The sequence below is a fragment of the Duganella violaceipulchra genome (assembly GCF_019166075.1).
Taxonomy (GTDB): domain Bacteria; phylum Pseudomonadota; class Gammaproteobacteria; order Burkholderiales; family Burkholderiaceae_D; genus Rugamonas; species Rugamonas violaceipulchra.
The window spans coordinates 135,350-161,587 of sequence record NZ_JAHTGR010000002.1 but is presented as its reverse complement, the minus strand read 5'-3'; the positions used below and the strand labels follow the sequence as shown (position 1 = coordinate 161,587).

Sequence of the window (26,238 nt, the reverse complement as noted above, 5' to 3'; positions counted from 1 at the left end):
TTGGTTTGACGATGTGAAAAAGATCGAGGTGATTCTTGCCGAAACGTCCGTCATTGTAAAGCGGTTGGGGCTTCGCTGCAGAAAACACCAGTTTTCTGTGTGGCTACTGCGGTCAGCGCACGCGCCGCGTGGTTTCGCGCACGATCAGCTCCAGCGGCGGCACTTCGCCCCGTGCTTCCTCGCCGTTGATGATGCGCAGCAGCGCCTGGGTGGCGATGCGGCCGATGTCGTACAAGGGCTGGCGTATAGTCGTTAAAGGCGGTGTGGTATATGACGAACCGGGCAAATCGTCGAAACCGACCAGCGAGATGTCGTCCGGCACGCGGATGCCCTTGCGGTACAGCGCCAGCCGCGCGCCATACGCGCTCAGGTCGTTGGCGGCGAAGACTGCGGTAAATTGCTGGTGCGTATCGAACAGGCGGTTCATGGCCAGCATGCCGCTGGACTCGTGGTAGTTGCCTTCGACGATCAGGTTCTGGTCCAGCTCGATGTGCGCCTCGCTCAGCGCGCGCGTGTAGCCGGCCAGGCGCTCGGCGGCGTCGATGTTGTTGGCCGGGCCGGAGATGAAGGCGATCTTGCGGTGGCCCAGTTCGATCAGGTGGTGGACCGCCAGGTAGGCGCCCGATTCGTTGTCCAGCTTGAAGCCCAGGGCGCTGCGGGTCTGCAGCGCGCGGCCGGTGGAGACGATCGGGCGCTGGCTGGAAAAGCCCAGCACGGCCTGGTCCGACATGCGGCCCGACAGCAGGATGATGCCGTCGACCTTGCGCGCCAGCAGCAGGCGCATGCGGTCCGCTTCCTCTTCCGCGTTCCAGTGGCCGCTGACGATCACCGAGGCGTAGCCGGTGCCCTTGAGCCCGTCGTCGACGCCGCGCAGCGTTTCGTCGAAGAAGGGCGAGGAGATGTCCTGCACCACGATGCCGATGGTCATCGAGCGGCCTTTTTTCAGGCCCTGCGCCATCTGGTTGGGCGCGAAGTTCATCTTGTCGATGGCGGCCAGCACGGCCAGGCGCTTGTCGTCCGATACCTTGGCGGTGCCGTTGAGGATGCGCGACACGGTACTGGGCGATACTCCCGCCTGGCGTGCAACATCCATCAGGGTCGATGGGCCGGAGGAGTGAGGGATGTCTGCCAAGGTGAGTCCTGTTCTTATCTGAAAACCTTTTCGCCGGAAGATTACCATAAATCCCGCGGCTTTCCGGCAAATCGGCCCCTGACGCCGCATTGACTTTCATGCGGATACGGGTTTTAATGAAAATGGTGCTTGAAAACGTTTTCATAAACGGCGTGGCATATAATCGAGCGGCCGGCAAAAACAAGGAAGAGACCATGAAACGCGAATCTTTTTCGCACCTCGCAAACGGCCCGCGCCTGCTGGCCGACATCGGCGGCACCAGCGCCAGCTTCGCCCTGGAGACCGCCCCCAACCGGATCGAGGCGATCTGGGTGACCGATTGCGCGGCCTATCCGACGCTGGGCGCGGCGCTGGTGGCCTATCTGTCGCAGACGGCCGCGGTGGCGGCGGGCGGCTACCAGGCGCGCTTCGCCGGCATCGCCATCGCCAATCCCATCGACGGCGACTGGGTGACCATGACCAACCACCACTGGTCGTTCTCGATCGAGGCGGTGTGTTCGCAATTCAGCCTGAAATCGCTGGTGGTGGTGAACGACTTCACCGCCCTGGCCAGCGCCTTGCCCTACCTGGCGCCGGACCACAAGCGCCAGATCGGCGGCGGCGTCGCGCGCGCCGGCGCCACCATCGGCCTGGTGGGCGCGGATGCGGGACTGGGCGTGTCCGGCCTGGTGCCGGCCGGCGACCGCTGGATCGCCATCGACAGCGAGGGAGGCCACAGCACCTTCGCGCCGATGAACGAACGCGAGATCGACATCCTGCGCTATGCGCGCCGCTACCACGAGCACGTGTCGAGCGAGCGGCTGGTCTCGGGCATCGGCATCGCGCTGGTGTACCGCGCGCTGGCCGAACGGGCCCGCGTCGAGCCGCAGGACCTGAACACCGCGCAGATCATGGAGCGCGGCCTGCATCGCCTGTGCCCCGTGTGCGAGGAGACGCTGGACGCCTTCTGCGACATGCTCGGCACCGTGGCCGGCAACGTCGCGCTGACGCTGGGCGCCAAGGGCGGCATCTACATCGGCGGCCGCATCGTGGCGCAGATGAGCGAGTTCTTTGAACGCTCCGGCTTCCGCGCGCGCTTCGAACAGAAGGGCCGCTTCTCGGACTACCTGTCGCACATTCCCACCTTCGTCATCACCGAACAATTTCCCACGCTGATCGGCATGTCGGCCATGCTGTCGGCCGGCTGATCACAAATCCCGCTGCGGCTCGAGCGGCAGGCATAGCTCGCAATCCTGCGCCTCCACGCAAGCGTCGAGCCGGTCCGGTTCATAGCGTTCGAAGCAGGGGCGGGCCGCGGCCTTGTAGCGGCCATACAGCACGCCGTCGCGCAGCAGCCGGTGCCAGGCGTCCTTGCTCAGCACACGCGGACCGATGAAGCGCAGCACCGCATACGCGCCGCCGGCGATGGTCTTGATCGGCATGCCGGCCGGCGCCACAAAGCCGTCGGGCACTTCCACGCAGACGTCGTAGCGGCACTTTTCCGGCGCGGTGATGTCGGGATCGTCCAGCCCCATGCCGTAGCGCGGCGAGGGCGGCAGCCCATGCTGGCGGCACCAGGTATCGAGCTGCGACCATTGCGCCGCGCTGTCCACATCATAGGGGCCGAAGTGGCGCGTGTAGGCCACCCGCGCGGTCGGCAGGCGGACGATGCGCACCGGCCCGTTCTGGCCGGCCACCGGCCCCTGGCTGCTGGCGGCGGCCATGTCGCGCCGCTCATCGCGCCAGCGCGACGGCGACAGCCCGAAGTACTGGCGGAAGGCGCGGGCGAAGCCGTCGGCGGTGTCGAAGCCGCAATTCTGCGCGACGGCGGCGATCGAATCGGACGAATACAGCAGCTGCGACGCCCCGGTCTCCAGCCGGCGCCGGCGCACGTAGGCATGCGGCGCCTCGGCGCTCCATTGCTGGAAACGGCGCAGGAAATGATAGCGCGACAAGTGGGCCAGCGCGGCCAGGCAGTCGAGATTCAGGTTCTGCCCCAGATGCCCATCGATGTAGTCCAGCACCTGATTGAGCCGGTACTCCAGCGGCCGGGACGTGGGGGAGGGCATGTGCATAAACTGGTTCCGTCCTGCTAGTTGATAAATGACAAATGCTGTAAATATATAAAGACAAGTGAAACGTTTCCATCATAGTCATCTCTTTCCTGCAAGACCAGCACCGTTACATGTGCTGTGGTTGAAAAGACACTCTCCACGCTGCGCAACTTTGAACGGGTGGTGGACTGGCAATCTGACTATGCTTTATCCGTATGCAATGTTGTTGTTTGGCATTGCATACACGGAGATCTCTTACAAAAATAGGATGGAGACTAAGCAAATGGCATACACCACGTTTTCCAAATTGACGCTCGCGGCAGCCATCACGCTCGCCTACAGCGCACCCGGCATGGCCGCATCGAGCTGCGAGCGTTACGCCTCGTATCCGGTGCTGGGCGAGACCTACACCGTCATCACCAACTACTGGAACGACAAGGCCAGCGGTTCGCAGTGCATCAACGTCAATCCCGACACCGGCGAATGGAGCTTGAGCAGCGCGCCGTCGTCGCCGGACAGCACGCCGGCCTCGTATCCGGCCATCTACAAGGGCTGCCACTGGGGCTCGTGCACCAAGGACAGCGGCCTGCCGCTGCAGGCGAAGGCGCTGAGCTACGCGCCGACCCGCTGGCGCATCGCGCCCGGCGCGGCCGGCAACTGGGACGTCGCCTACGACATCTGGTTCTCGTCCGGCCCGACCGCGCCGGCCAGCGGCCAGCCGGACGGCGCCGAGATCATGATCTGGATTAACCACAACGGCCCGGCGCAACCGGCCGGCAGCAAGACCGGCAACGTCAACCTCAATGGCATGAACTGGGACGTGTGGGTCGACTGGAAAAATCCGGGCGGCTGGCCGGGCTGGAACATCATTTCCTACGTCGCCACCTCGCCGGTGAATGAAGTCAACTTCGACCTGGTGCCGTTCTTCCGCGACTCGGTCGGGCGCAACGTGGTCAACAACAACTGGTACCTGCTGGACGTCGAAGCGGGCACCGAGATCTGGCGCAACGGCGCCGGCTTCACCAGCAGCGCCTTCGACGTGCAGTTCCACACCGACCCGGTCAAGGGCATCGACCCGAGCAAGTGGTACAGCGTGGTCAACAAGAACAGCGGCTCCTGCATCGACGATGCCGGCTACTCGACCAGCAACGGCGCGGCGGTCCAGCAATGGGCTTGCGACAGCCGCGGCGCCGCCAACCAGCAGTGGCAGTTCACGCCCACCGACAGCGGCAACTACCGCGTCAGCACCCAGCAGGCGCCGGCGCTGGCGTGGGACGTGGCCGGCTGGGGCACGGCCAACGGTTCGCCGGTCCAGCTGTGGACCTACGGCGGCGGCAGCAACCAGCAATGGCAGGCGGTCGACCAGGGCGACGGCTATTACAAATTCGTTGGCCGCGCCAGCGGCAAGTGCCTGGACGTGCCGGCCGCCTCCACCTCCAACGGCGTCCAACTGCAGCTCTGGGACTGCAACGGCACACCGGCCCAGTCGTTCAAGCTGATCGCCCAATAAGGACCAGCGACAAGTTCATCGCTTCGCCCGCCGCGAAGTTGCCGGCCTCGATACAGGGGCCGGCTTTTTTACACCTATAAAAGCAGGAGACTTATTTTGCACGCGATGACCAAGAAAACATTAATGAGCCTGGCAATTGCCGGCGCCTTCAGCCTGACGGCGCAGCACGCTTTTGCCGCCGCGGAGGATGCGGCCGCAGCTGCTGCAGCGCCAAAAGTCGTCGGCGCCGACATCGACAAGGACGGCATCCCGGAAGTGAAGGTAACCGCCACCCGCTACGCCACCTCGCTGTTGAAAACCCCGCTGGCGGTCACCGCCTTCACCCAGGACAAGCTGACCCGCCAGGGCATCACCACGCTCAAGGGCATTTCCGGCGAGCTGCCCAATGTGCAGATGACCGAAGGTAACGATTCGGCGGTGCAGATCACCATCCGCGGCATCAGCGCCACCAACTTCACCGAGATCGGCGACCCGTCGGCCGGCCTGCACGTGGCGGGCCTGTACTCGCCGCGTCCGCAGGGCGCGCAGGCGTTGATGTTCGACCTGGAGCAGGTGGAAGTGCTGCGCGGCCCGCAAGGCACGCTTTTCGGCCGCAACTCCACCGCCGGCAGCATCAACATCATTCCGGCCAAGCCGGAATTCGGCAGCACCTACGGCAGCAGTTCCTACGAGATGGGCAGCCTGCACATGAAGCAGCTCAACATGATCCAGAACATCGCCGTCAACGACAGCCTGGCCTTGCGCGCCACCTTCATGAAAGTGAAGAAGGACAGCCGCCTGAACCAGCTGCAGGACTTCACTGGCTACAGCGACAAGGGCTTCGGCGCGGTATTCCCGGCCGGTACGCCGCTGGTGGATCAGCGCTACAACACCAGGGTCGACGCCGCCCACGCCTACAACAACCAGGACGAATGGGCCGGCCGCCTGGCCGCGCGCATGAAGTTCGGGCGCGACGTCGAATGGCTGCTGACGGCGGAAAAATTCCAGAACAACGGCGCCGGCTACGTCAACGTGCGCGATTGCGACCAGGCCGCCGGCACCCGCTACGCCTGCACGCGCGGCCAGTGGGATGTGCTGATCAACGTGCCGGGCAAGACCGACATGACGATCAACACGGTGCGCTCGCAAGCGACCTGGAACGTGAACGCCAACACCACGCTGGACTACGGCTTCGCCTGGGCCGACCAGCAGCGCAGCCAGGTGCACGACGACGACAACGGCTTCCATCCGCTGCCGTTCCAGATCGAAGCGAGCCTGCCGCTGCCGTCTGGCGGCAACTGGGGCACCTGGCCGGTCAAAGACAGCGCCACCCGCACCCATGATTCGCGCTACAAGTCCACCGTCAACGAGCTGCAGCTGAAGCAGACTTTCGGCGCGCTCAAATACGTCGCCGGCCTGTTCTGGATGCACGAGAAAAACCAGATCAACTTCTCGCAGGAGAACCTGGTCTACGGCCCCTACGGCGCGCCGATCTCGCAGTACTACGCGCAGCCCGACCGCGAGATCGACGCCAAGGCCGCCTTCGCGCAGGCCGACTGGAGCTTCGCGCCGACCTGGACCGGCACCGCCGGCGCCCGCTTCAGCCGCGACAGCAAATCCGACCAGGGCGGCATGAACTACGGCGGCGGCAGCTGGGGCGGCGGCTTCCCCAACGCCTACTATCTGGGCCTGATCAATCCCGGCGTGCCCGGTTCGCCCGGCTGGCGTCCGCACAACGGCAACGACCTGACCACGGCGATGGGGCCGAACAACGGCCCGCAAGCCTTGCTCGGCTTCGGCGATCCGACCCCGAACGACCATGCCGACAGCTGGCGCAAACTGACCTGGCGCCTGGGCCTGAGCAAGCAGATCAACGCGCAGGAAATGGCCTATGGTTCGATCTCCACCGGCTACAAGTCCGGCGGCTTTGGCGACAAGCACGATCTGTGCGGCGGCATGGTGTGCGTGAGCGGGCCGACACCCAACATCACCTACACGCCGTACGGCCCGGAGACGGTCATCAACTTCGAGCTGGGCTACAAGGCCAAGCTGCTGCAGAACCGTCTGGGCCTGTCGGTGGTGGCGTTCTTCCAGCGCTACAAGGACATGCAGATCACCGGCGACAACTTCTTCGCCCAGATCATACCGAAGAGCCCATGCACCTCCGATCCGGCGTGCGACATCCAGCACGGCTGGCAGACCGTCAACGTGGCCAAGGTCAACATCCCCGGCGTGGAAATCGAATGGGACTACAAACCGTGGGCCGGCGCCAAGCTGGGCGGCTTCGCCAGCTACATCAAGCCGACCATCCATGACTACGATTCCTACAACGACGGCTACCTGTGCAACGAGCGCATCGAGTTCAAGTCGGCCTCGCAATGCCCGGCGATGTACAGCGGGCCGGAGGCGCGCCTGCGCGGCCGCCGCGCCCGCAACCTCGAAGGCAACACGCTGCCGAACGCGCCGAAGTACACCTTCGGCCTGAACCTGTCGCAGGACTTCAATCTCGACAGCGGCTACAAGCTGGTGGCCTGGGGCGGAATGCGTTACCAGAGCAAGATATACTTTGACCTGCTCAATTTCGACGACCCGCATATCGGCCTGTCGCAGAAGGGCTACGCCAAGGGCGACGTCTCGCTCAAGTTGATCAGCCCGGACGACAAATGGAACCTGGACGGCTATGTGCGCAACGTCAGCGATACCTGGGCCAAGACCTGGGGTGGTGCGGCGACCGGCGGCCAGATGCAGGCCGGCTATATCGAACCGCGCACGGTCGGCGTGCGGCTCGGCATCAACTACTAACTTGGAGCGCCACGGCGTCTGCGGCCGCCGTGGTTTGCCTCGACCACAAGGAGACACTTTGAAATCTGCTTTGAATCTTCGTTTGCTGGCGATGGCGCTGGCGATAGCCGGCGCGCTGTCGGCCAACGCTGCCGACACCGTTCCGGCCGACCGTCCGTGGCTGGACGCCAAGCTGGGTGCCGACCAGCGCGCGACGCTGGCGCTGCAAGCGATGACGCAACAGGAAAAACTGGGCTGGGTGATGGGCTGGTTCGGCAACGACTTCGCCGACAAGAAGCGCAACCCGGCCGCGCTGCCTTTATCGGCGGGCTATATCGCCGGCGTGCCGCGACTGGGCCTGCCGGCGCTGTTCGAGACCGACGCCGGCCTGGGTGTCGCCAGCCAAGCCGGCAAGACGCCGCGCGAACGCACCTCGCTGCCATCCGGCCTGGCCACCGCCGCCACCTGGGACCGAAAGCTGGCCTACAGCGGCGGCGCGATGATAGGCGCCGAGGCGCGCGCCTCCGGCTTCAACGTCATGCTGGCGGGCGGCGTGAACCTGCTGCGCGAGCCGCGCAACGGCCGCAATTTCGAATACGCCGGTGAAGATCCGCTGCTGGCCAGCACCATGGTGGCGCAGCAGATCAAGGGCATCCAATCCAATCACGTGATCGCGACGATGAAGCACTTCGCCGTCAACGATCAGGAGACCGGCCGCTTCATTCTCGATAGCCGCATCGACGACGCCAGCAACCGCATGTCCGACCTGCTGGCCTTCCAGCTGGTGCTGGAGCGGGCCGAGCCCGGCTCTGTGATGTGCGCCTACAATCGCCTGAACGGTTCCTATGCCTGCGAAAACGACTATCTGCTCAACCAGGTGCTGAAGCAGGACTGGGGGTTCAAAGGCTATGTCATGTCCGACTGGGGCGCGGTGCACAGCACCGTGGCCGCCGCCAACAACGGCCTCGATCAGCAATCGGCCTGGGAGTTCGACAAGAGCCGGTACTTCGGCAACGCGCTGGAAGAAGCTGTGGCCAACGGCCATGTGCCGCAGGCGCGCCTGGACAATATGGTGTTCCGCATCCTGCGCACCATGTTTGACAAGGGTGTGGTCGATCATCCGGTGGCGGAGGGCGGAGCGATCGATTTCGCGGCGCATGCGCTGGTCAGCCGCAGCGATGCGGAGGACGGCATGGTGCTGCTGAAGAACGCCGGCAACGTGCTGCCGTTGAAGGCCGGCGCGAAGAAGATCGTCGTCATCGGCGCGCATGCGGATGTGGGCGTGCTGGCCGGCGGCGGTTCGTCGCTGGTGTATCCGGTCGGCGGCAGCGCCGTCACGGGCATCGCCCCGACCACCTGGCCCGGTCCGGTGGTCTACCATCCGTCGTCGCCGCTGAAGGCGATCCAGGCGCGCGCGCCGGGCGCCAAGGTGGTCTACCTCGATGGCGTGGATGCCGCAGCCGCCGCCCGCGCAGCGGCCGACGCCGACGTTGTGCTGGTGTTCGCGCAGCAGTGGATCGGCGAGGCGCTCGATGCGATGTCGCTGGCGCTGCCGGATAATCAGGACGCGCTGATCGCCGCCGTCGCCAAGGCCAATCCGAAGACGGTGGTGGTGCTGGAGACTTCCGGTCCGGTGCTGATGCCGTGGCTGGAGCAAAGCGCCGCCGTGCTGCAAGCGTGGTACGCCGGCACCAGCGGCGGCGAGGCTATTGCCCGCGTGCTGTTTGGCGAAGTCAATCCGTCGGGCCGTTTGCCGGCGACCTATCCGGCGTCGGCGTCGCAGCTGCCACGGCCGGTGCTGGACGGCGATCCGAAGGATGAGAGGACACGCTTCGCCGTCACCTATCACGAAGGCGCGGCGGTCGGCTACAAGTGGTTCGACCTGAAGGGTTTGAAGCCCTTGTTCCCGTTCGGTCATGGCTTGTCATACACGCAGTTCGCGTATTCCGGCCTGGCCGCGAGCCAGAAGGACGGCAAGCTGCAACTGCGCTTCAAGGTGACCAACACCGGCGCGGTCAAGGGCAAGGACGTGCCGCAGCTGTACGTGGCGCCGCAGGGCGCGAAGTGGGAAGCGCCGAAGCGCCTGGCCGGCTGGGACAAGGTGGAGCTGGCGCCGGGCGAAAGCAGGGAGGTCAGCGTGACGGTCGATCCGCGCCTGCTGGCGACCTACGACAGCGGCAGCAAGAGCTGGCGCGTGGCCAAGGGCAGCTACAAGGTGCTGCTGGCGCGCAGCGCAGCCGATGCCGGCGCGGCCAGCATCAACGTCGCCCTGGAGGCGCGAACGTTCAAGCCGTAGGAATTGTCAGTGCGGATTGATGCGCTCCGTCGGTGCACATCAATCCGCCCCAAAAAGTTGTTCCAGTAAGCGGCTGGATTCGGCCATGCCATGTTCAGTAAGTACGACAGACTTTGCTTTTCCGACTGGGTCCGAAATTAGCCCTTTCGCATGAAGCCGATTCATCGCATCCCAATCAAAGGTCTTCCAAACCCGGACGTCGTCGTGGAGTCCAAGTTGTAGCAGCGCTAGTATGGCGTCGTCGATTTTTTGGGGATCAAGATTCATGATGCATCTCCTTGCACTAAAATAGCTGTGCCGTATCTGATCAGTCCGACTCAACCCTTTTGTTGGGCGATACGTGCCATGATTCTTTGAAAATCCAGTCCAAGTTGATCAAGAGTGGAAGCAAATAAATTTGGTTCAAAACCGAACGCACCATTCCACTCCTTACCGCCTTTCGCAACAGGATATCTGTATAGCATGCTTGGAACCGGAGTCGTCTTTTTGAGTGCTCGAATTTCAGCCTCAGTAAGCTCTCCCCACTCGGTCTTGAACGGAATGTCCCATTCAAAAGAAGGCTCAACGAATCGCTTCTTGTATTCGGTATTCAGATCATCCAGGAGATGATGCTCGACCAAAGCTGTCGGGTCTTTCGCAAGAATTGCACCTTTCAGAAAAAGTTCTGTGGCATGGGCCGCAAGTAGCAGAGTTACGTTGGCATTTGGCCATGTGCACATTGACCTTTCCGATATCATTGACGCACAAAGTACTGAAGCTGCGTTTCGATAAGCCTTCGCATACTCCAAAAATCGTTCCGACACGGACTGGTGCGCGAGTTCGGAATCAGTAACCATATTCCAGTTCATTCTGGGCCCCAACGCGAGAATTTAGCGGCGCCGGCAGACGTCCGCTGGAACTAAAGGTTAGCCGCCTTCGATACGGCTGACCCAGTAACCAGGCCTTCTACGATGATGGACGACAGCGACTACTAAGATTTCAGTCGCGCTCGCCCGATACACCACACTAAATGGAAAGCCTTTTACAAGTCGCCGGCGAGTTCCGCCCGTTGACGGAGCTCCACCAGTGGGATTGGCGACGGCCATGTTTACTGCAGATTCCACCGCGCGTTGAAATTTGATACCGAGGCCAGTACCGGCAGCTGAGAAATACATTACTTCCTTCAGTAGCTCAGCTTCAGCATCAGGGAGAAACCGAAACTTGATCATCGGGCAAGGCTTCGCGCTTTGGCAAAAACATCTTCCCCTGCGACGCTCTGTATTTCTCCACTGTCGTACGCTGCTAATCGCCGCTCAATTTCAATAGCCCAAGCAGCCTCCACCTCGTTTGTAGGTGACTCGTGGAGCGATTCAAGCAAGAGGTCAACGAGGCGTGAACGATCTTCGGTCGAGAGCGCTATGCCGCGCTGCGCGAGTTCTTTCACTTTGTCATTCATGACTATCTCCCCGAAATTAACACCAACAGTCTATACCTTTTGAGACGTCGAAGCATTGAGACTCGGGATTGAGACGGCTAACACCTGAACTAACCCGCCGTCGACCCAGGTCGATTGGTTTGTGACAAGCCAGACCTCGGCGGTTGGGGGGAACGAATTGTTATGCCGTTGCCAGCTTGAGCTTGCCAACACGTTGTAGATTGACGTGCAGCCGAGCCAAGCAAAGATCGTGATTGTTTTGCATAGCGAGCCAGCTCTCGGGCGAACGGCCAATGGCCTTGGAAAGCCGAAGCGCCATTTCTGGCGTGATGCGACTCGTTCCTTTGAGAATGCGGTTAAGGGTCGAGGCCGCAACATCAAGCACTACCGCAAGCTCACTGGCACTGATGCCATTGGGCTCCAGATAGATTTCGGTGATAAACTCACCCGGGTGAGGAGGGGTGTACATGACCATTAGTGATAATCCTCGTAGTCTAGAACGTACGCGTTACCGCTTTTGAACTCAAACGCTAAGCGCTAGTTGCCGTGCACAGAAACCGCTCACCTATCAGGGAATTCTAACGAAAAAGTAACTGGCTGCTGGAACGCGCGGCGTGGAGGCTGCCCAGTTGACTGTAGAGTTGGGTCAAGCCAATACCTTTATGGGGTGCTGCATGAATCGCCAATATGTACCACCTTTTCAAGCACCGGCACCGCGCGGGCTATTTCCGAAGCTACCGCAGGATTCGCAGAAATTGACGTACTTCCAAGCAGTAAATCTTTAATGTTTTGCGCCTTCTCGGATGCCCCAAGTAAAGCAATCGCGAATACCTTTTTCACGAGACGTTGATTTTCGATTCCAGTGACGCCGTTACGAATGATGATCAGGTCGCGCAAATGACTGAGTTCAATATCTGCTTCGTAAATTGATGTCGTCAACTGCATAAGCCACGTCGCCTCCGAGGGATCTGATCTGCGGTACCCGCTGGCGATAGCACTAATGCTCTTCGCCCGGTCCCGAAGATCGACGTTGACTGCCTTCACAGTTGCGTCCGAAATGTAGATCTCACAGCCAGCAAAACTTGTAGCCGGAATCAGAAGTGCAATTTTGACGAATGCAATCCATTTCATAGCCCCTCCTTCAAAAAAAAACACACGCCATCGCCCTACATGTCTGTTCAGCGGTGCCGTCAGGCATCTGTTTTAACTGAAGGTCGGGGGCGCACTATTCGCATTGCCGCTGTCAAAGCCTATCTCCGAAGAGGCGCCAGTCCTTTAAAGTCGCGACGAGTGCGAGATCTACTCCATCTTCGCTTTCGATAGTCGTGACGACTAGAATAATTTCATTTAAATTCGCGCTGGGTTCCGATCTCACGGTCGCATCTCGATCTGAAAGGCGAACGCTGAACTCAAACGGAGCGCGCGTCAGCGCGTTCGCAATTTCCTCAGGCGACTTCTCAATGGCAAATGGATCCGACTTGGTACGTCCCTGCCATTCGTAATAAATGCGGTACTTGTACGTGTTCACACAATTCCTTTTTTTGTCGTTCAACGTGACTGTTCAGCGGCAGAGTTAGGCGTCCGCTGGAACTGAAGGCCAAAAGCAAACTCAGTCGCTGGCATAGTACCGGAAATTACAGCCGCTACCGCTTCAGGTTCCTCGTCTAGGTGAAGCTTGCCAGCCCATCCTTTGATGAAGCACCACTTCAGAAAAAGTGCGATGTGGGTGCCGCCGTGTTCTTCTGGTTGGTCCTGGGGGATGTCCCGCCGGAGTGCCCACTTGCGTCGTCGCATTTTGCCATGTTGCGCTTAGGTTTTGCCGAGCGATAGCCAAAGGCTGTCCACTAGAGTGGGAGCGCGGTATCATGTAGGGTGTGCGGAAAACTTAACGCCGAGTGCACGAGCGACTTTGAGAATGGTTTCGAGACGTGGCTTTGCGCCAGGCGCCAGTGCCTTGTAAAGGCTTTCCCGTCCGAGTCCCGCATCCTTGGCAACTTGCGCCATACCCTTTGCACGTGCGACGTCACTGAGCGCAAGAAGAAAAAGTTCTGTATCTTCGGTGTCAAGGACCGCCGTCATGTACTCGGCAATTGCCTCGTCATCTGTGAGGTAACGAGCCGCGTCGAATGGGAGCAGCTTTGTTTTGGCCTTAGAAGTATTCATTATTCAAGCTCCAGCTGATGCAAGATTTTTTGTGCCCGTTTGACATCTCTTGCCTGAGTTGATTTGTCACCGCCTGCCAGCATGACGATCAGGACATTCTGGCGTTTAGTGAAATACAAACGGTAGCCTGGGCCAAAGGCGATGCGCATCTCTGACACTTCGCTTCCGACAGGTTTCCAATCACCAAGATTCCCGGCCTCGGCCAATCGTAGCCTTGCGACGATGCGTAACTGCGCCTTCTTGTCCTTGAGACCATCGAGCCAGTCTTGGAATTCTTGTGTTTGCCTTACGGTGAACATACCTTGATTGTATCCAAGTAGATACGAAAGTCAAGTAAATGTGATCCTGCGGGACAAGCCTGTGGCGACCTGAAAATGCAACGGCAGGCCGGCCAGCAGCGACGCGAGGTAGGGCGGCTGATGAAAACAAAAAATGATCAACGCCGCCACGCCGGACAATAGCGAGCAAGTGGCCAGTTGCCGGCGTAATTCGATTTTCTTTATGGCCTGGCTCATTCGCGTAGCAACTGGGACAAGGCTCTGTCGATATCGATGGCGTAGAACGCCGTGCGCATTTGATATGGCGTCTGGCAGGGCACTACCAGCCTGCCGCCGTCTTTTAGGCCGAACGCCACTTCGTGCCGCGCCAGGCAGGCGTTGGTCATGGCCGGGCCGGTGCCTGCGTCGCCGAATACCGGATGACCTTCGATGCTGGTCGCGTAGCTGTCCTTGTGGATCGATTTGCAGACCGTCATGCCATCGAGGATGATGCCTTCCGGCGTCTCGGTGGTGCCGCTGCGGCCGGCGCAATCGTCGACCATCAGCTTGACCACGGCGCGCAGCACCATCCGGTCCCGCAAGCCCTGGCTGGGCGTACGCAGCGTGGCCAGCCCGGTCTTGGGCAGCACTTCGTTCCACTGCTGTTCCATGGTCGCGGTGGAGGTCAGCAATGCCGGCAGCACCTGCGGTTTGCAGGCCGGCATGTCGCCGCATTCCAATGCCTGCGCGAAGTCGGGCACCTGGCCTTGGCGCAGCTGATGGTAGAAGCGGTCGAAGCGCGCCAGCGCGGTGCCCGGTCCCTGGCGCTCCGCCAGGCTGTAGACGTAGGCCGGCAGGCCGCACAGGTATTCAAGCCGCTGACTGCCGATCTGGCGCGGCGTCAGCGCGCGCCAGCTTTTGCCTTCGGTGTAGAGGATGCATTCGGCCAGCGCCTTGTCCAGTTGCGCCGCCGCTTCCTGGCGCGTGAGCCAACCCTGCTGCACCGATGTCAGCCAGCGCAGGAACTCGCCGCCGCCTTCGTTGATCAGGCGCGCGTCGGGATAGACATCGACCGCGTCGCGCAACTGAAAGCGGTGGCTGAATTCATGTGACACCAGCAGCGTCAACTTGGATTTTTCGTCCGGCCCTTGCACCTGCGGCCAATTGAACAAGGTCAGGCGCAGGATGTTGCTGGCGTCGCCGCCGACATTGGGCCCTCCAGGTTCGCTGGCGGCGATGGCGGCAATCACCGGCCGGGTGAATCGCGCCAGCGGCAGTTGCTGGCTCAGATAGGAGATCGTGCCATCGGCCACCTCGCGGATTTGCGCGACCGTCGCCGCCGACAAGCGCGGATCGAAGTAATCCAGCGAGGTCGAAGTCTGCGGCGCCAGCATCAGCATGGCGGCGGTGTCGCCGCCGGTGGCGGCGTTGGCGCTTGCCGTGTCGCGGTAGCGCTGGCCGTCCATGACGATATCCGGCGCCAGGTAGCGGTAGCGCACCGGCCCGCAGCTGTCGGCCAGGGCGTAGTTGGAACTGTGGACGTACATGCCGCCGGGGGCGGGGAAGGAACCGGGATAGCCGCTGATCTTTTGCATCGTCGCCGGCACGCGGAAGCGCGCGGTGCAGGCGCCTGCGCTCTTCAGCAGATCGCCTTCCGCAGTGGCGCAATCGTTCTGCTTCTGCCATGCGGCGCGGATCTCCTGGCCGCCTCGTTCGTCTTTGAGGAAGGCGAGGGCGGTGCAATGCTCGGGCAGTGCAAAGCTCACTTCCAGGGCGTCGGCGGAAATCAGTTTAATGTCGACGTCCACCGTTGCCGAGTGGGCGGTGAGCGGCAGCAGCGCTGCGCCCAGCAGGTGCAGCCAGGTACGCGGAATTTTCATGGCAAGTGGATGCTGTGAACGACCGCAAAAAATATCATAAATGCAATCGCGGCACAAGCGGCCGTTGATACCACCCGGTCGATCTAGTCCAGCGAAGGCTGCACCGATTCCACTCCCACTTTGGCGCTGCCTTCCGCCAGGCGCACGGTCAGCGTGCTGCGCGGCTTCAGCTGCGCCGGCGCGCGCACGATGGCGCCCAGGTCATCGGTGACGATGGCGTAGCCGCGCTCCAGCGTGCGCTGCGGGTTCAGCAGCTCCAGCTGCGCGGACAGCGCCGCCAGCGCGTCGCGGCGCTGCGTCAGCTGCGTGGAGACGCTCAATGTCACGCGATGCCGGAAGTCCGACAGCTTGGAACGCGCCGCCGTCACATCCGGCCTGCGCGCGCCGAGGCGGCCGCTCAAACGATCCAGTTGAAAGCGCGCCTGTGACAGCGGGGCGCGGTTGGCGTGCGTCATCGCGGTCGACAGCGCCAGCAGCTTCAGGCGCTGCTGGCGGATCTGCGCGCCGGGGCTGAGCAGGCGCCGCGTGCAGTTGTCCAGGTTCTGCGACGCCTCGCCGACGCTGCGCCGCATCGCGCGCCGCAGGTCGACCACGTCGGCGCGCAGCGACGCCATCCAGTCCGCGCGCGGCGTGACGGCCAGTTCGGCGGCGGCGGTGGGCGTGGCCGCGCGCAGGTCGGCGGCGAAATCGCAGATCGTGAAGTCGGTCTCGTGGCCGACGCCGGAGATCACCGGCATGCGGCAGTTGGCCACGGCGTAGGCCACGTCTTCCTCATTGAAGGACCACAGATCCTCGATGCTGCCGCCGCCACGGCAGACGATCAGCACATCGCAATCGTTGCGCAGCGAGGCGGTATCGATGGCGGCGGCGATCTTGTCGCCCGCGCCCTGGCCCTGCACCGGCGTTGGATACAGCACCACGTTCACGTGCGGCGCGCGCCGCTTCAGCGCGGTCAGCACGTCGCGCAGCGCGGCCGCCTGCGGGCTGGTGACGATGCCCACCGTGCGCGGGAACAACGGCAAGGCGCGTTTGCGCTCCGGGTGGAACAGGCCGGCCGCATCCAGCTTCTCCTTGAGCCGCTGGAAGGCCTCAAACAGCGAGCCCACGCCGGCGCGGCGTATCGCCTCCACATTGATCTGGTAGTCGCCGCGCGCGCCGTACAAGGTCACCAGCGCCCGCACTTCGACCTTGTCGCCTTCGCGCGGAATGAAGCCGGCGTATTGGGCACGGCCGCGGAACATCACGGCGCGCACCTGGGCCGCGTCGTCCTTGAGCGTGAAGTACCAGTGGCCGGAACTGGCCTTGGTGAAGTTGGACACCTCGCCCGAGATCCACGTCAACGGGAAGCTGCGCTCCAGCAGCCGCGCGACCGCCTGATTGAGCGCGGTAACGCTGATGACAGGGGCGGCGGCGGGGGCGGTGTCGTTACGGTCGTCGAAGTTCATAAAGTTCAAAAATTGAAACTATCCACACTTTGTTATTTTTGTAACACAGCGGTCATAGAGTATCTAAAGCGGTAAGTATTATAGGTAGGTATATGATTTTAAAGGGTAAACATTTCTGCCGTATTTGCGTGCAACAAGGAAAAACCCTTACGGATCAAGTACTTTGCCGCAGCCACCAGCAGTTACGCACAAAGTTATCCACAAAAGATGTGTGAAACTTTTGTGATCGATAGCTATTTTCTTCTTGTTGATTTTATCATGCTTAAAATTTACGCAGAGAAAGTATATTGTGACAAATCAATGACTTAGATAGTGATGCAGGGCATTACACACACTTTTATCCACAGAAGATGTGCAAAACTCCCGACTTGCCCCCAGGCGACGCATGACGATGAATAAGGGCGATGTGGGCCGGCGCGCCGGTCGCCGTTCGGCCTGGGGATAAAAAATCGCTTGCTTCATTTTTGCGCATGGCAATAAAAACGATATAAATCAAAGACTTTGCCCGCACTGCGCAGCCTTGCTAACAATCTTATCCACACAAAATGTGCAGAAGTGTTCGCTTACTGGCGATAGGCAGGCATTATCGCTCGCGGACGCGACCGCAGCGGTGGAGAACTGGCTTTTAGCTATGAAAAACGGTCAAAAACCGAGGTCTGCACTATTTTTACTCACGGCAAAAAATCCCTTATAAATCAAGGCTCTTTCACTATGTGGGAGGCGTTGCTCACAATCTTATCCACATTATGTGTGCAGAAGTCCACAGGCCCAGCAGCGCCGACGGCGAGTGTTTTTGGCGGTTTTTTGCTGCGCTTTTTTTACGCATGGAAAAAATACCCTTATAAATCAAGGACTTTGTATACAGTCGGGTTCCTTGCTAACAATCTTATCCACATTATTTGTGCAGAACTCGGCCGGCGTCGGTCGATGGCCACTTTTGGTGGCTGAAATTATTGGAAAGGCAATGGATGGGGTGTGGATATGGCCATATGCCAGATTTTTACGCAAGGGTATAAGTTTGATTGAAATCAATGACTTGGATGGTCATGGCCTGCCTTGCTCACAATCTTATCAACAGAATATGGGCATAACTGGGCATAACTTTTGCTGAGCAAAAAGCGGGCCCGTAGTCATCAATTGCGTCATTTTTAAGCTTTGAAATTATCTTCTTTAAAATCAATGGCTTGAATGGGGTAGGTGGGCATTGCACACACAATTGTCCACAGAAAATGTGCAGAACTCTTACGGTTGTACGATGACCGCCTTGAGGACGGCGGTCCGGCAGTCATCCACCACTTGCCGAGGACGGCCCAACAAGATACATTGCGCCTTCGGGTGTTTATCTAGACAGGAGTTCCTTTTGCTCGCCATATTACAAGCTGCCGGTTGGCCTATCTGGTTGTTGCTGGTCGCATCGATCGTCGCGACTGCCCTGATCATCGAACGCTTGCTCTATCTGCGCCGCAGCAAGATCCTGCCGAAAAAGTTGCTCGACGAAGTGGTGCAGGTCTACCGCGGCGGCAATATCACGCCGGACGTCATCGACAAGCTGGAGAAGAGTTCGCCGCTGGGCGTGGTGCTGTCGGCCGCGCTGCGCAACATCGATTCGCCGCGCGACGTGATGAAGGAATCCATTGAGGAGGCCGGCAGCGGCGTGGCCCACACGCTGGAACGCTTCCTGACCACGCTGGGCACCATCGCGACCCTGGCGCCGCTGATGGGCCTGTTCGGCACGGTGGTCGGCATGATCGAGATTTTCGGCGCGCAAAACGCGACCGGCGCCAACCCGGCGCAACTGGCGCACGGTATTTCGGTGGCCTTGTATAACACCGGCTTCGGCCTGGCGATCGCGATGCCGACGCTGGTCTTCTATCGTCACTTCCGCGCGCTGGTGGACAGTCTCGTCATCGAGATGGAACAGCAGGCGGTGAAATTTGTCGATGTCGTGCACTGCAAGCGCAAGTAAGGACGCCGCATGAATTTCCGCAAAGGCCGGCACCGTGAAGACCCCGAGATCAACCTGATCCCGTTCATCGACGTGCTGCTGGTGATTTTGATCTTCCTGATGGTGAGCACCACCTACAGCAAGTTCACCGAACTGCAGATCACGCTGCCGACCGCCGACGCGCAGAAGGCGACCGACAAGCCGTTCGAGCTGAACGTGACGGTGGACGCCAAGGGCAACTACACGATCAACGGCGATCCGGTGTCCTTCCACGACGTGGCCGGCTTCGCGCAGGCCATGAAGAACGCCGCCGACAAGGGCGGGGCGGGCGGCAAGTCGCCGGTGGTGATCGTCAACGCCGACCAGTTCGCGATGCACCAGATGGTCATCAACGTGATGGAAGCGGCGCGCATCGCAGGCTACGAAAAGCTGACCTTTGCCGCGCAGACCAGTGCCGCAAAATAAGTGTCTACCTCTACTCCCACCAAGACGTCCGCGCTCGAAACGACGCTGACGCGTAACTGGCTGCGGCGCGGGCCGCTGGCGTGCGCCTTGTGGCCGGTGTCGCTGCTGTTCCGCGCGCTCAGCGGCCTGCGGGCGGCCTTGTTCCGTGCCGGCGTGCTGAAGTCCTCGCGGCTGCCGGTGCCGGTGGTGGTGGTGGGCAATATCTACATCGGCGGCACCGGCAAGACGCCGCTGACGATCTGGCTGGTGCAGGCCCTGCAGGCGGCCGGCATGACGCCCGGCGTGATCTCGCGCGGCCACGGCAGTGACGGCGACCACGCGCGCGAGGTGACCGCCTTGTCGACGCCGGCGCAGGTCGGCGACGAGCCGCTGCTGATCCAGCAGCGCACCGGCTGTCCGGTGATGGTCGGCCGCGACCGCGCCGCCACCGGCCGCGCGCTGCTGGCCGCCTATCCCGACGTGAACATCGTGCTGACCGACGACGGCCTGCAGCACTACGCCTTGCAGCGCGACGTGGAAATCATCCTGTTCGACGGCCGCGGCGCCGGCAATGGCTGGCTGCTGCCGGCCGGCCCGTTGCGCGAGCCGGTCTCGCGCCGGCGCGACTTCACCGTCATCAACACCCCGGTGTTGACCGAGGAGCTGGCGCGGTCCGTCGGCTGCCCCCCCCAGGAGGCGGGGTCTGACCCCGTGCGGGGTCAGACCCCTGTTCGCTGCGGTGCGGGGTTGAACCATGCCGGCCAGCACCCGATCCAGATGACGCTGGTGGGCCAGTACGCCGAACAGCTGGTCGATCGCTCACAGCGCCGCTCGCTTTCAACGCTTGCGGAATCCGGCCTGCGCGTGGCCGCCGCCGCCGGCATCGGCAATCCGGCGCGCTTCTTCGGCATGCTGAAGGCCGCCGGCCTGCGCATCACGGAGCTGCCTTTGCCCGACCATCACGACTTCCAGGACCGCCCGTTTGCCGCGCTCGATGCGGACCTGATCTTGATGACCGAGAAGGATGCAGTAAAATGTGCGCAAATTGAAGAACTCAGAGACGACCCGCGACTATGGGTCGTCCCGGTGACGGCGCACCTCGACGGCGCGCTGGCCGACCAAATTGTGGAGAAATGTCGTGGACGCTCGATTGCTTGATATCCTGGTATGCCCGGTCTGCAAAGGCCCCCTGGAGTACGATAAAAAAGCCCAGGAAATGATATGCAAGGGCGACCGCCTGGCTTATCCGATCCGCGACGGCATCCCCATCATGTGGGCCGACGAGGCGCGCACCCTGCAAGACAAGGCGGATTAAGCAGTGTCCTCATTGTCCCCGTTCGTCGTCATCATTCCGGCCCGCCTGGCCTCGACCCGCCTGCCGAACAAGCCGCTGGCCGACCTGGGCGGCAAACCGATGGTGGTGCGCGTGGCCGAGCGCGCGCAGCAGGCCGGCGCCAGCCGCATCATCGTCGCCACCGACCATGAAGACATCCGCGCCGCCTGCGCGCAGCACGGCGTGGAAGTGTGCATGACGCGCGCCGACCACCCGTCCGGCACCGACCGCATCGCCGAAGTGGCGCGCGCGCTGAACCTGCCGGCCGACGCCGTGGTCGTCAACCTGCAGGGCGACGAGCCGCTGATCGATCCGGCGCTGCTGCAGGCGGCCGCCGCGTGCATCAACGCCGACGTGCCGATGGCGACCTGCGCCCACCCGCTGCACGACGCCGCCGACGCCTTCAACCCCAACGTGGTCAAGGTGGTGCTGGACAAGGCCGGCCGGGCCCTGTATTTCTCGCGCGCGACCATACCCTGGAACCGCGACGCCTTTGCGCAGTCTAAATCCACGCTGCCGGACGGTTACGTGCCGCTCCGCCACATCGGACTGTACGCCTACCGCAACGACTTCCTGCAAGCCTACCCGGCGCTGGAGGTGTCGCCGCTGGAAGCGATCGAAGCACTGGAGCAGTTGCGCGTGCTGTGGCACGGCTATTCCATCGCGGTCCACGTGACCGACTCGGCCCCGGCGGCCGGGGTGGACACGCCGGAAGACCTGGTGCGCGTTCGTCAGTTCTATTGATTTGCATCAAACAGGCGCGTCAGCCAGTAGTCAGTTACAACTGATATAACGAAGACAACGGTGCGATATTCATACGGAATATCTCTCTGTAACCCGGTTTCGCCAGCTAAGAACGGTCCAAGCCGTCACAAATTGGCGTTGAGACGAAGTTTTGTGGTAAGTTTCGTACGATCCGATACCAACTAACCCATCCATATCTGTTTTAGGAATTTTTCATGCGTCTTATTCTTTTAGGAGCACCAGGAGCCGGCAAGGGCACCCAGGCTAATTTCATCAAAGAAAAATATAACATCCCGCAAATCTCCACCGGCGACATGCTGCGCGCCGCGATCAAGGCGGGCACGGAAATGGGCCTGGCAGCCAAGAAGGTGATGGATGCAGGCGGTTTGGTATCGGATGACATCATTATCGGCCTGGTCAAGGACCGTCTGGCCGAGCCGGATTGCGCCAACGGCTACCTGTTCGACGGCTTCCCGCGCACCGTGGCGCAAGCCGACGCGATGAAGGACAGCGGCGTGGCGGTCGACTACGTGCTGGAAATCGACGTGCCGGACGCCTCGATCATCGAACGCATGGACGGCCGCCGTTGCCATCCTGGTTCGGGCCGCGTCTACCACGTCAAGTTCAATCCGCCCAAGGTCGAAGGCCTGGACGATGTCACCGGCGAGCCGCTGGTGCAGCGCGACGACGACAAGGCAGAGACCGTCAAGAAGCGCCTGGACGTCTATCACAACCAGACCGAAGTGCTGCTGAGCTACTACAACAACTGGGCGCAAACCGGTCAGCCGGGCGCGCCGAAGTATCGCCGCATCGTCGGCGTCGGTCCGGTCGAGCAAATTCGCGACAGCGCGTTTGCCGCGCTCGCGGATTAAGCGTTAAAGTAGAGCGGACCGAGTGTCCGCTTTTTTTGCGCCCGAAATCGGCTGGATGCCATCCCGTTTTATGAAGTGTTGCAGTTCGCAGGTTTAGTTGGCTGCGCTTGCCTACCCGGCGGGCGTTGGTTTTCTGAAGTGTGGGTTGGTAGGCTCGATCAATAAAAATAAGGGGACACTATGGCAGCTAGTCTTTGGTTTGCAGTGGCGTGCGGCGTTATCGCCGTGATTTACGGCTTATGGTCAAGAAGCTGGATTTTGCGTCAGGACGCGGGCAACGCCCGCATGCAGGAAATTGCCCTGGCCATCCAGGAGGGCGCCGCCGCCTATCTGGCGCGCCAGTACCGCACCATCGCGATCGTCGGCGTGGTGCTGCTCATCCTCATTGCCGCCTTGCTCGACATGAAGACCGCGATCGGCTTCCTGATCGGCGCGGTGCTGTCCGGCGCCTGCGGCTTCATCGGCATGAACGTCTCGGTGCGCGCCAATGTACGCACGGCGCAGGCGGCCACCAAGGGCATGAACGAGGCGCTCGACGTCGCCTTCAAGGGCGGCGCCATCACCGGCATGCTGGTGGTCGGCCTGGGCCTGCTGGGCGTGGTGCTGTTCTATATGTTCCTGACGGGGATGGCGCCGGGCGCGCCGAATCCGCCGCTCAATCCGCACGATGTGATCAAGCCTTTGATCGGCCTGGCCTTCGGCGCGTCGCTGATTTCGATCTTCGCCCGTCTGGGCGGGGGCATCTTCACCAAGGGCGCGGACGTCGGCGCCGATCTGGTGGGCAAGGTGGAGGCGGGCATCCCCGAGGACGACCCGCGCAACCCGGCGGTGATCGCCGATAACGTCGGCGACAACGTCGGTGATTGCGCCGGCATGGCGGCCGACCTGTTCGAGACCTATGTGGTGACCCTGATCGCCACCATGCTGCTGGGCGCCTTGCTGATCACCTCGGCGCCGACGTCGGCCATCGTCTATCCGCTGCTGCTGGGCGCGGTGTCCATCATCGCCTCCATCGTCGGCTGCTCGATGGTCAAGGCCAAGCCGGGCAAGAAAATCATGTCGGCGCTGTACACCGGCCTGTGGTGGGCGGCCGGCCTGTCGCTGATCGGCTTTGCCGTGGTGACCTGGCAGGTCTGGCCGGACGAGGCCATGCGCATGAAGATGATGGGCTGCACCGTGGTCGGCATCGTGCTGACCGGGCTGATGGTCTACATCACCGAGTACTACACCGGCACCGATTTCGCGCCGGTCAAGCATATCGCCGAGGCTTCCACCACCGGCCACGGCACCAACATCATCGCCGGCCTGGGCGTGTCGATGAAGTCCACCGCCTATCCGGTGCTGGCGGTGTGCGCGGCGATCCTGGTGTCGTATCAGCTGGGCCAGTTGTACGGCGTGGCGATCGCCGCCACCGCGATGCTGTCGATGGCCGGCATCGTCGTGGCGCTGGACGCCTACGGTCCGATCACCGACAACGCCGGCGGCATCGCCGAAATGTCGGGCATGCCGGAATCGGTGCGCGCCATCACCGATCCGTTGGACGCGGTGGGCAACACCACCAAGGCCGTCACCAAGGGCTATGCGATCGGTTCGGCCGGCCTGGCCGCGCTGGTGCTGTTCGCCGACTACACGCACGCGCTGGAATCGACCGGCAAGAGCATCACCTTCGATTTGTCGAACCCGATGGTGATCGTCGGCCTGATCATCGGCGGCCTGATCCCGTACCTGTTCGGCGCGATGGCGATGGAGGCCGTGGGCCGCGCCGCCGGCGCCGTGGTGGTGGAAGTACGCCGCCAGTTCCGCGACATCAAGGGCATCATGGAAGGCACGGCCAAGCCGGAGTACGACAAGGCGGTCGACATGCTGACCGCGTCGGCGATCAAGGAAATGATCATCCCGTCGCTGCTGCCGGTGGTGGTGCCGATCGTTGTCGGCATGCTGCTGGGGGCCGCCGCGCTGGGCGGCATGCTGATGGGGACCATCGTGACCGGCCTCTTCGTGGCGATCTCGATGACCACCGGCGGCGGCGCCTGGGACAACGCCAAGAAATACATCGAGGACGGCCACTTCGGCGGCAAGGGTTCGGACGCGCACAAGGCGGCCGTCACCGGCGACACCGTGGGCGATCCGTACAAGGACACGGCCGGCCCGGCGGTCAATCCGCTGATCAAGATCATCAACATCGTGGCCTTGTTGCTGGTGCCGCTGCTGCCGGCCTCGGGCTGGCTGGCGGTGTCCGTGCCGGTGCCGGTCAGCGCGATCACCGCGCCGGAGCCGACGATGATGGTGGCGCCGGACAGGGGCATGATGAAGCCGGCCGATGCGCCACCGCCACCGGTCGGCGCGCCGATGACCGAAGGCCCGGTCCCGAGCCCGGGCGCGCCAGCCGACCAGCCGCCAGCTGCGCCACCGCAAGGCAAGTAAGCGTTACCAATTGTTTCAGATGCTTCCCTCCGGTGCTACACCTGCTAATAATGAAGGTGTAGCACTTCGCGAGGTGACGCCATGAACATGTTGAAACCGGCGCTGACGCTGGCCTTCCTGCTGGGAATGCTGATCAGCCCCAATGCCTGGGCGCAGCATGGCCACGGTGGCGGCGGTCATGGGCATTTCCATGGCGGAGGCGGCCACGGCTATCATCACGGCCACGGCGGCTACGTCCGCGGCGGCATCTTTATCGGTGCGCCGCTGTACTGGCCGCGCTACGGCTACTACGGTCCCTACTACAACGGCTACTACTATCCGCCCGGCTACTACGCCGATGCACCGCTGTACCTGCCGCCGCCCGATGCAGGGATCTCGTCGCGGCGCCTTTACTACTGTGACAATCCGCGCGGCTACTATCCCAACATCACCGCCTGCCTGCTGCCGTGGCGGGCCATGACGGCCACCGTGGTGCCGCCGCCATGACATTGCGTACCGCCCTGTGCCTGATGCTGGCGCTGCCAGGGGGGCTGGCCGTCGCGCAGGCGCCGGAGCCTGGCGCCGTCAGGATCGCCGCCTCCACCAGCCCCGAGTTACGTGAATACGCCAAACTGCCGGTCTGCACACTCAGTGCCGACGGCCTGCGCCTGGCGGTCGAACCCTGTCGCACCGCGCCGGCGCGCAAGCCGATGCCGCGCCGTCCGGTCTCTCAGATCATCCAGCGCATGCCGGTAGTCAAGCAGGCGCCGCAAGTGGCGATGCCTGCCGCGCCGCCGTCGCCGTCGCTGCAAACCTTGCTCAATCCTCCCAATGCGCCCAAGGCGTTGAACAACTGCGGCCCCACCGGCTGCAATGACGCCAGCGGCGCGCGCATCAACAACGCCGGCCCCGGCACGGCCATCTCACCTGCCGGCAAAGTCTGCAATCGTAATGGCGTCTGGTTGCAATGCTAATGCGCAACTTACCGGCTTGTGGTGACAATGTGAGTAACTTTTGTACCCTGTGATCAAGTATTCTGTCTGCTTATCAATGAATACGGGCGTAGCGTACATGAAGTTCAACCTAGTCAACCTTGGCGCACTTATGGTCTGCGCGTCGGTCGTTTCCCATGCCGCCGCCGCTGCTGACGTGAGCCCCGTCATGGTCGCCGACAGATTCGTGGATGCGCTACAGCACCAGCGGTATAAGGACGCGGCGGCGCTGTTCGCGCCGGAGCCAACGCAAAAAGCCGGGACGACCGAGCGTGCCTTGAAACGCGTCGACGATAGCCTTGGCGGTTTTTCGACGATACATTCTGTCGCGACGCTGCCCGACGGGAAAAGCATCAGGTTGGAAGTCCCCCGGCATAAAAACCTCCCGTTCAAAGTCCAGAACTTTGTTCAAGTCCGCTACGCTTCCACCGCCAGCGATGGGCAACCGGTGTTTTACGAATTGAACCTTAGCGCCGACAACACGCCGCCGCAGGTCATGTCGTTCAGGTTGCATCTCCCCGCGACAGATGCCAAGTCAAGCAAACGTGCGTATCAACTGGCGGCTGTCATCAACCGCTGAAGTGGCGCCGCCGCGTTCCAAGCGCACCCAAAATC

Annotated in this window: 29 protein-coding genes; 14 read left to right on the top strand and 15 right to left on the bottom strand. The window is 61.9% G+C overall.

All coding sequences use genetic code 11. The features are described from left to right. Positions 1 to 112: 112 nt before the first annotated feature. Positions 113 to 1,093, bottom strand: a complete 981-nt coding sequence (locus KVP70_RS03585; RefSeq protein WP_217941137.1) for a LacI family DNA-binding transcriptional regulator — start codon at positions 1,091 to 1,093, stop codon at positions 113 to 115. A 233-nt stretch (positions 1,094 to 1,326) separates the two neighbouring features. On the opposite strand from KVP70_RS03585, the gene KVP70_RS03580 reads away from it, so the two are divergent. Further along, positions 1,327 to 2,319, top strand: coding sequence for a glucokinase (locus tag KVP70_RS03580; RefSeq protein ID WP_229224577.1), 993 nt, complete (start codon positions 1,327 to 1,329; stop codon positions 2,317 to 2,319). On the opposite strand, the gene KVP70_RS03575 is transcribed toward KVP70_RS03580, so the two are convergent. Further along, positions 2,320 to 3,186 carry an AraC family transcriptional regulator gene (locus tag KVP70_RS03575; protein WP_217940706.1) on the bottom strand — a complete coding sequence of 289 codons (867 nt, stop codon included), beginning with the start codon at positions 3,184 to 3,186 and terminating at the stop codon, positions 2,320 to 2,322. A 262-nt stretch (positions 3,187 to 3,448) separates the two neighbouring features. Between KVP70_RS03575 and KVP70_RS03570 the strand changes: the two genes are divergently transcribed. The 3 genes from KVP70_RS03570 to KVP70_RS03560 all read left to right on the top strand — a co-directional run bounded on the left by KVP70_RS03570 (position 3,449) and on the right by KVP70_RS03560 (position 9,731). Further along, positions 3,449 to 4,675: an RICIN domain-containing protein gene (locus tag KVP70_RS03570; RefSeq protein WP_217940703.1), complete on the top strand. Its 1,227-nt coding sequence runs from the start codon at positions 3,449 to 3,451 to the stop codon at positions 4,673 to 4,675. A 123-nt stretch (positions 4,676 to 4,798) separates the two neighbouring features. Next, entirely contained in the window at positions 4,799 to 7,456 is a 2,658-nt protein-coding gene (locus KVP70_RS03565) for a TonB-dependent receptor (protein ID WP_217940701.1), read from the top strand. Between the two features lie 91 nt (positions 7,457 to 7,547). Then, the gene (locus KVP70_RS03560; RefSeq protein WP_217941136.1) at positions 7,548 to 9,731 is read left to right on the top strand and encodes a glycoside hydrolase family 3 C-terminal domain-containing protein; all 2,184 of its coding nucleotides are present in this window, start codon (positions 7,548 to 7,550) and stop codon (positions 9,729 to 9,731) included. Positions 9,732 to 9,770: 39 nt separating this feature from the next. Here the strand turns inward: KVP70_RS03560 and KVP70_RS03555 are convergent, their stop codons facing one another. The 13 genes from KVP70_RS03555 to xseA form a co-directional block, all read right to left on the bottom strand. Further along, complete coding sequence (locus KVP70_RS03555; RefSeq protein WP_217940699.1) at positions 9,771 to 9,998, bottom strand: DUF6429 family protein; 228 nt, start codon at positions 9,996 to 9,998, stop codon at positions 9,771 to 9,773. Positions 9,999 to 10,048: 50 nt separating this feature from the next. Beyond that, positions 10,049 to 10,579, bottom strand: coding sequence for a hypothetical protein (locus KVP70_RS03550; RefSeq protein WP_217940697.1), 531 nt, complete (start codon positions 10,577 to 10,579; stop codon positions 10,049 to 10,051). A 57-nt stretch (positions 10,580 to 10,636) separates the two neighbouring features. Next, complete coding sequence (locus KVP70_RS03545) at positions 10,637 to 10,939, bottom strand: type II toxin-antitoxin system RelE/ParE family toxin (RefSeq protein ID WP_217940695.1); 303 nt, start codon at positions 10,937 to 10,939, stop codon at positions 10,637 to 10,639. Then, positions 10,936 to 11,166: an addiction module protein gene (locus tag KVP70_RS03540; RefSeq protein ID WP_217940694.1), complete on the bottom strand. Its 231-nt coding sequence runs from the start codon at positions 11,164 to 11,166 to the stop codon at positions 10,936 to 10,938. The genes KVP70_RS03545 and KVP70_RS03540 overlap by 4 nt, the downstream gene beginning before the upstream one ends. 160 nt (positions 11,167 to 11,326) lie before the next feature. Further along, positions 11,327 to 11,620 carry a HigA family addiction module antitoxin gene (locus tag KVP70_RS03535; protein ID WP_217940692.1) on the bottom strand — a complete coding sequence of 98 codons (294 nt, stop codon included), beginning with the start codon at positions 11,618 to 11,620 and terminating at the stop codon, positions 11,327 to 11,329. A gap of 185 nt (positions 11,621 to 11,805) precedes the next feature. Continuing rightward, complete coding sequence (locus KVP70_RS03530) at positions 11,806 to 12,276, bottom strand: hypothetical protein (protein ID WP_217940691.1); 471 nt, start codon at positions 12,274 to 12,276, stop codon at positions 11,806 to 11,808. A 112-nt stretch (positions 12,277 to 12,388) separates the two neighbouring features. Continuing rightward, positions 12,389 to 12,673: a hypothetical protein gene (locus tag KVP70_RS03525; protein ID WP_217940690.1), complete on the bottom strand. Its 285-nt coding sequence runs from the start codon at positions 12,671 to 12,673 to the stop codon at positions 12,389 to 12,391. Positions 12,674 to 12,693: 20 nt separating this feature from the next. Further along, complete coding sequence (locus KVP70_RS35625) at positions 12,694 to 12,939, bottom strand: DUF7832 domain-containing protein (RefSeq protein WP_439897408.1); 246 nt, start codon at positions 12,937 to 12,939, stop codon at positions 12,694 to 12,696. A 69-nt stretch (positions 12,940 to 13,008) separates the two neighbouring features. After that, complete coding sequence (locus KVP70_RS03520; protein ID WP_217940689.1) at positions 13,009 to 13,308, bottom strand: addiction module antidote protein; 300 nt, start codon at positions 13,306 to 13,308, stop codon at positions 13,009 to 13,011. Further along, the gene (locus KVP70_RS03515) at positions 13,308 to 13,607 is read right to left on the bottom strand and encodes a type II toxin-antitoxin system RelE/ParE family toxin (RefSeq protein WP_217940687.1); all 300 of its coding nucleotides are present in this window, start codon (positions 13,605 to 13,607) and stop codon (positions 13,308 to 13,310) included. The genes KVP70_RS03520 and KVP70_RS03515 overlap by 1 nt, the downstream gene beginning before the upstream one ends. Before the next feature lie 30 nt (positions 13,608 to 13,637). Beyond that, complete coding sequence (locus KVP70_RS03510) at positions 13,638 to 13,823, bottom strand: hypothetical protein (RefSeq protein WP_217940685.1); 186 nt, start codon at positions 13,821 to 13,823, stop codon at positions 13,638 to 13,640. Further along, a complete protein-coding gene (locus KVP70_RS03505) occupies positions 13,820 to 15,445 on the bottom strand; it encodes a hypothetical protein (RefSeq protein ID WP_217940684.1) in 1,626 nt (541 codons plus the stop codon). The genes KVP70_RS03510 and KVP70_RS03505 overlap by 4 nt, the downstream gene beginning before the upstream one ends. Before the next feature lie 83 nt (positions 15,446 to 15,528). Then, a complete protein-coding gene (gene xseA, locus KVP70_RS03500; protein ID WP_217940683.1) occupies positions 15,529 to 16,890 on the bottom strand; it encodes an exodeoxyribonuclease VII large subunit in 1,362 nt (453 codons plus the stop codon). Between the two features lie 1,360 nt (positions 16,891 to 18,250). On the opposite strand from xseA, the gene KVP70_RS03495 reads away from it, so the two are divergent. The 10 genes from KVP70_RS03495 to KVP70_RS03450 all read left to right on the top strand — a co-directional run bounded on the left by KVP70_RS03495 (position 18,251) and on the right by KVP70_RS03450 (position 26,203). Beyond that, a complete protein-coding gene (locus KVP70_RS03495; RefSeq protein ID WP_217940681.1) occupies positions 18,251 to 18,856 on the top strand; it encodes a MotA/TolQ/ExbB proton channel family protein in 606 nt (201 codons plus the stop codon). A 9-nt stretch (positions 18,857 to 18,865) separates the two neighbouring features. After that, complete coding sequence (locus KVP70_RS03490) at positions 18,866 to 19,300, top strand: ExbD/TolR family protein (RefSeq protein WP_020705552.1); 435 nt, start codon at positions 18,866 to 18,868, stop codon at positions 19,298 to 19,300. After that, positions 19,301 to 20,437 carry a tetraacyldisaccharide 4'-kinase gene (gene lpxK / locus KVP70_RS03485; protein WP_217940680.1) on the top strand — a complete coding sequence of 379 codons (1,137 nt, stop codon included), beginning with the start codon at positions 19,301 to 19,303 and terminating at the stop codon, positions 20,435 to 20,437. Beyond that, positions 20,418 to 20,594, top strand: coding sequence for a Trm112 family protein (locus tag KVP70_RS03480; RefSeq protein WP_081632595.1), 177 nt, complete (start codon positions 20,418 to 20,420; stop codon positions 20,592 to 20,594). The genes lpxK and KVP70_RS03480 overlap by 20 nt, the downstream gene beginning before the upstream one ends. Positions 20,595 to 20,597: 3 nt before the next feature. Then, positions 20,598 to 21,356 (top strand): 3-deoxy-manno-octulosonate cytidylyltransferase, encoded by a 759-nt coding sequence (kdsB, locus tag KVP70_RS03475; protein WP_262311756.1) that lies wholly within the window; start codon positions 20,598 to 20,600, stop codon positions 21,354 to 21,356. A 215-nt stretch (positions 21,357 to 21,571) separates the two neighbouring features. Then, a complete protein-coding gene (adk, locus tag KVP70_RS03470; RefSeq protein WP_217940679.1) occupies positions 21,572 to 22,228 on the top strand; it encodes an adenylate kinase in 657 nt (218 codons plus the stop codon). Between the two features lie 180 nt (positions 22,229 to 22,408). Continuing rightward, on the top strand, positions 22,409 to 24,652 hold the full coding sequence (locus KVP70_RS03465) for a sodium-translocating pyrophosphatase (protein WP_217940677.1): 2,244 nt from the start codon (positions 22,409 to 22,411) through the stop codon (positions 24,650 to 24,652). Between the two features lie 81 nt (positions 24,653 to 24,733). Then, positions 24,734 to 25,138 (top strand): hypothetical protein, encoded by a 405-nt coding sequence (locus KVP70_RS03460; protein WP_217940675.1) that lies wholly within the window; start codon positions 24,734 to 24,736, stop codon positions 25,136 to 25,138. Continuing rightward, positions 25,135 to 25,605, top strand: a complete 471-nt coding sequence (locus KVP70_RS03455) for a hypothetical protein (protein WP_217940673.1) — start codon at positions 25,135 to 25,137, stop codon at positions 25,603 to 25,605. Before KVP70_RS03460 ends, KVP70_RS03455 begins: the two co-directional genes overlap by 4 nt. Positions 25,606 to 25,702: 97 nt before the next feature. Beyond that, entirely contained in the window at positions 25,703 to 26,203 is a 501-nt protein-coding gene (locus tag KVP70_RS03450; RefSeq protein ID WP_217940671.1) for a hypothetical protein, read from the top strand. Positions 26,204 to 26,238 lie beyond the last annotated feature (35 nt).

Bases quoted from the DNA above. Each gene is read 5' to 3' on its own strand.
- KVP70_RS03585 (WP_217941137.1), bottom strand. From the start codon at position 1,093: ATGGATGTTGCACGCCAGGCGGGAGTATCGCCCAGTACCGTGTCGCGC.
- KVP70_RS03580 (WP_229224577.1), top strand. From the start codon at position 1,327: ATGAAACGCGAATCTTTTTCGCACCTCGCAAACGGCCCGCGCCTGCTG.
- KVP70_RS03575 (WP_217940706.1), bottom strand. From the start codon at position 3,186: ATGCACATGCCCTCCCCCACGTCCCGGCCGCTGGAGTACCGGCTCAAT.
- KVP70_RS03570 (WP_217940703.1), top strand. From the start codon at position 3,449: ATGGCATACACCACGTTTTCCAAATTGACGCTCGCGGCAGCCATCACG.
- KVP70_RS03565 (WP_217940701.1), top strand. From the start codon at position 4,799: ATGAGCCTGGCAATTGCCGGCGCCTTCAGCCTGACGGCGCAGCACGCT.
- KVP70_RS03560 (WP_217941136.1), top strand. From the start codon at position 7,548: ATGGCGCTGGCGATAGCCGGCGCGCTGTCGGCCAACGCTGCCGACACC.
- KVP70_RS03555 (WP_217940699.1), bottom strand. From the start codon at position 9,998: ATGAATCTTGATCCCCAAAAAATCGACGACGCCATACTAGCGCTGCTA.
- KVP70_RS03550 (WP_217940697.1), bottom strand. From the start codon at position 10,579: ATGAACTGGAATATGGTTACTGATTCCGAACTCGCGCACCAGTCCGTG.
- KVP70_RS03545 (WP_217940695.1), bottom strand. From the start codon at position 10,939: ATGATCAAGTTTCGGTTTCTCCCTGATGCTGAAGCTGAGCTACTGAAG.
- KVP70_RS03540 (WP_217940694.1), bottom strand. From the start codon at position 11,166: ATGAATGACAAAGTGAAAGAACTCGCGCAGCGCGGCATAGCGCTCTCG.
- KVP70_RS03535 (WP_217940692.1), bottom strand. From the start codon at position 11,620: ATGGTCATGTACACCCCTCCTCACCCGGGTGAGTTTATCACCGAAATC.
- KVP70_RS03530 (WP_217940691.1), bottom strand. From the start codon at position 12,276: ATGAAATGGATTGCATTCGTCAAAATTGCACTTCTGATTCCGGCTACA.
- KVP70_RS35625 (WP_439897408.1), bottom strand. From the start codon at position 12,939: ATGCGACGACGCAAGTGGGCACTCCGGCGGGACATCCCCCAGGACCAA.
- KVP70_RS03520 (WP_217940689.1), bottom strand. From the start codon at position 13,308: ATGAATACTTCTAAGGCCAAAACAAAGCTGCTCCCATTCGACGCGGCT.
- KVP70_RS03515 (WP_217940687.1), bottom strand. From the start codon at position 13,607: ATGTTCACCGTAAGGCAAACACAAGAATTCCAAGACTGGCTCGATGGT.
- KVP70_RS03510 (WP_217940685.1), bottom strand. From the start codon at position 13,823: ATGAGCCAGGCCATAAAGAAAATCGAATTACGCCGGCAACTGGCCACT.
- KVP70_RS03505 (WP_217940684.1), bottom strand. From the start codon at position 15,445: ATGAAAATTCCGCGTACCTGGCTGCACCTGCTGGGCGCAGCGCTGCTG.
- xseA (WP_217940683.1), bottom strand. From the start codon at position 16,890: ATGAACTTCGACGACCGTAACGACACCGCCCCCGCCGCCGCCCCTGTC.
- KVP70_RS03490 (WP_020705552.1), top strand. From the start codon at position 18,866: ATGAATTTCCGCAAAGGCCGGCACCGTGAAGACCCCGAGATCAACCTG.
- adk (WP_217940679.1), top strand. From the start codon at position 21,572: ATGCGTCTTATTCTTTTAGGAGCACCAGGAGCCGGCAAGGGCACCCAG.
- KVP70_RS03465 (WP_217940677.1), top strand. From the start codon at position 22,409: ATGGCAGCTAGTCTTTGGTTTGCAGTGGCGTGCGGCGTTATCGCCGTG.
- KVP70_RS03460 (WP_217940675.1), top strand. From the start codon at position 24,734: ATGAACATGTTGAAACCGGCGCTGACGCTGGCCTTCCTGCTGGGAATG.
- KVP70_RS03455 (WP_217940673.1), top strand. From the start codon at position 25,135: ATGACATTGCGTACCGCCCTGTGCCTGATGCTGGCGCTGCCAGGGGGG.
- KVP70_RS03450 (WP_217940671.1), top strand. From the start codon at position 25,703: ATGAAGTTCAACCTAGTCAACCTTGGCGCACTTATGGTCTGCGCGTCG.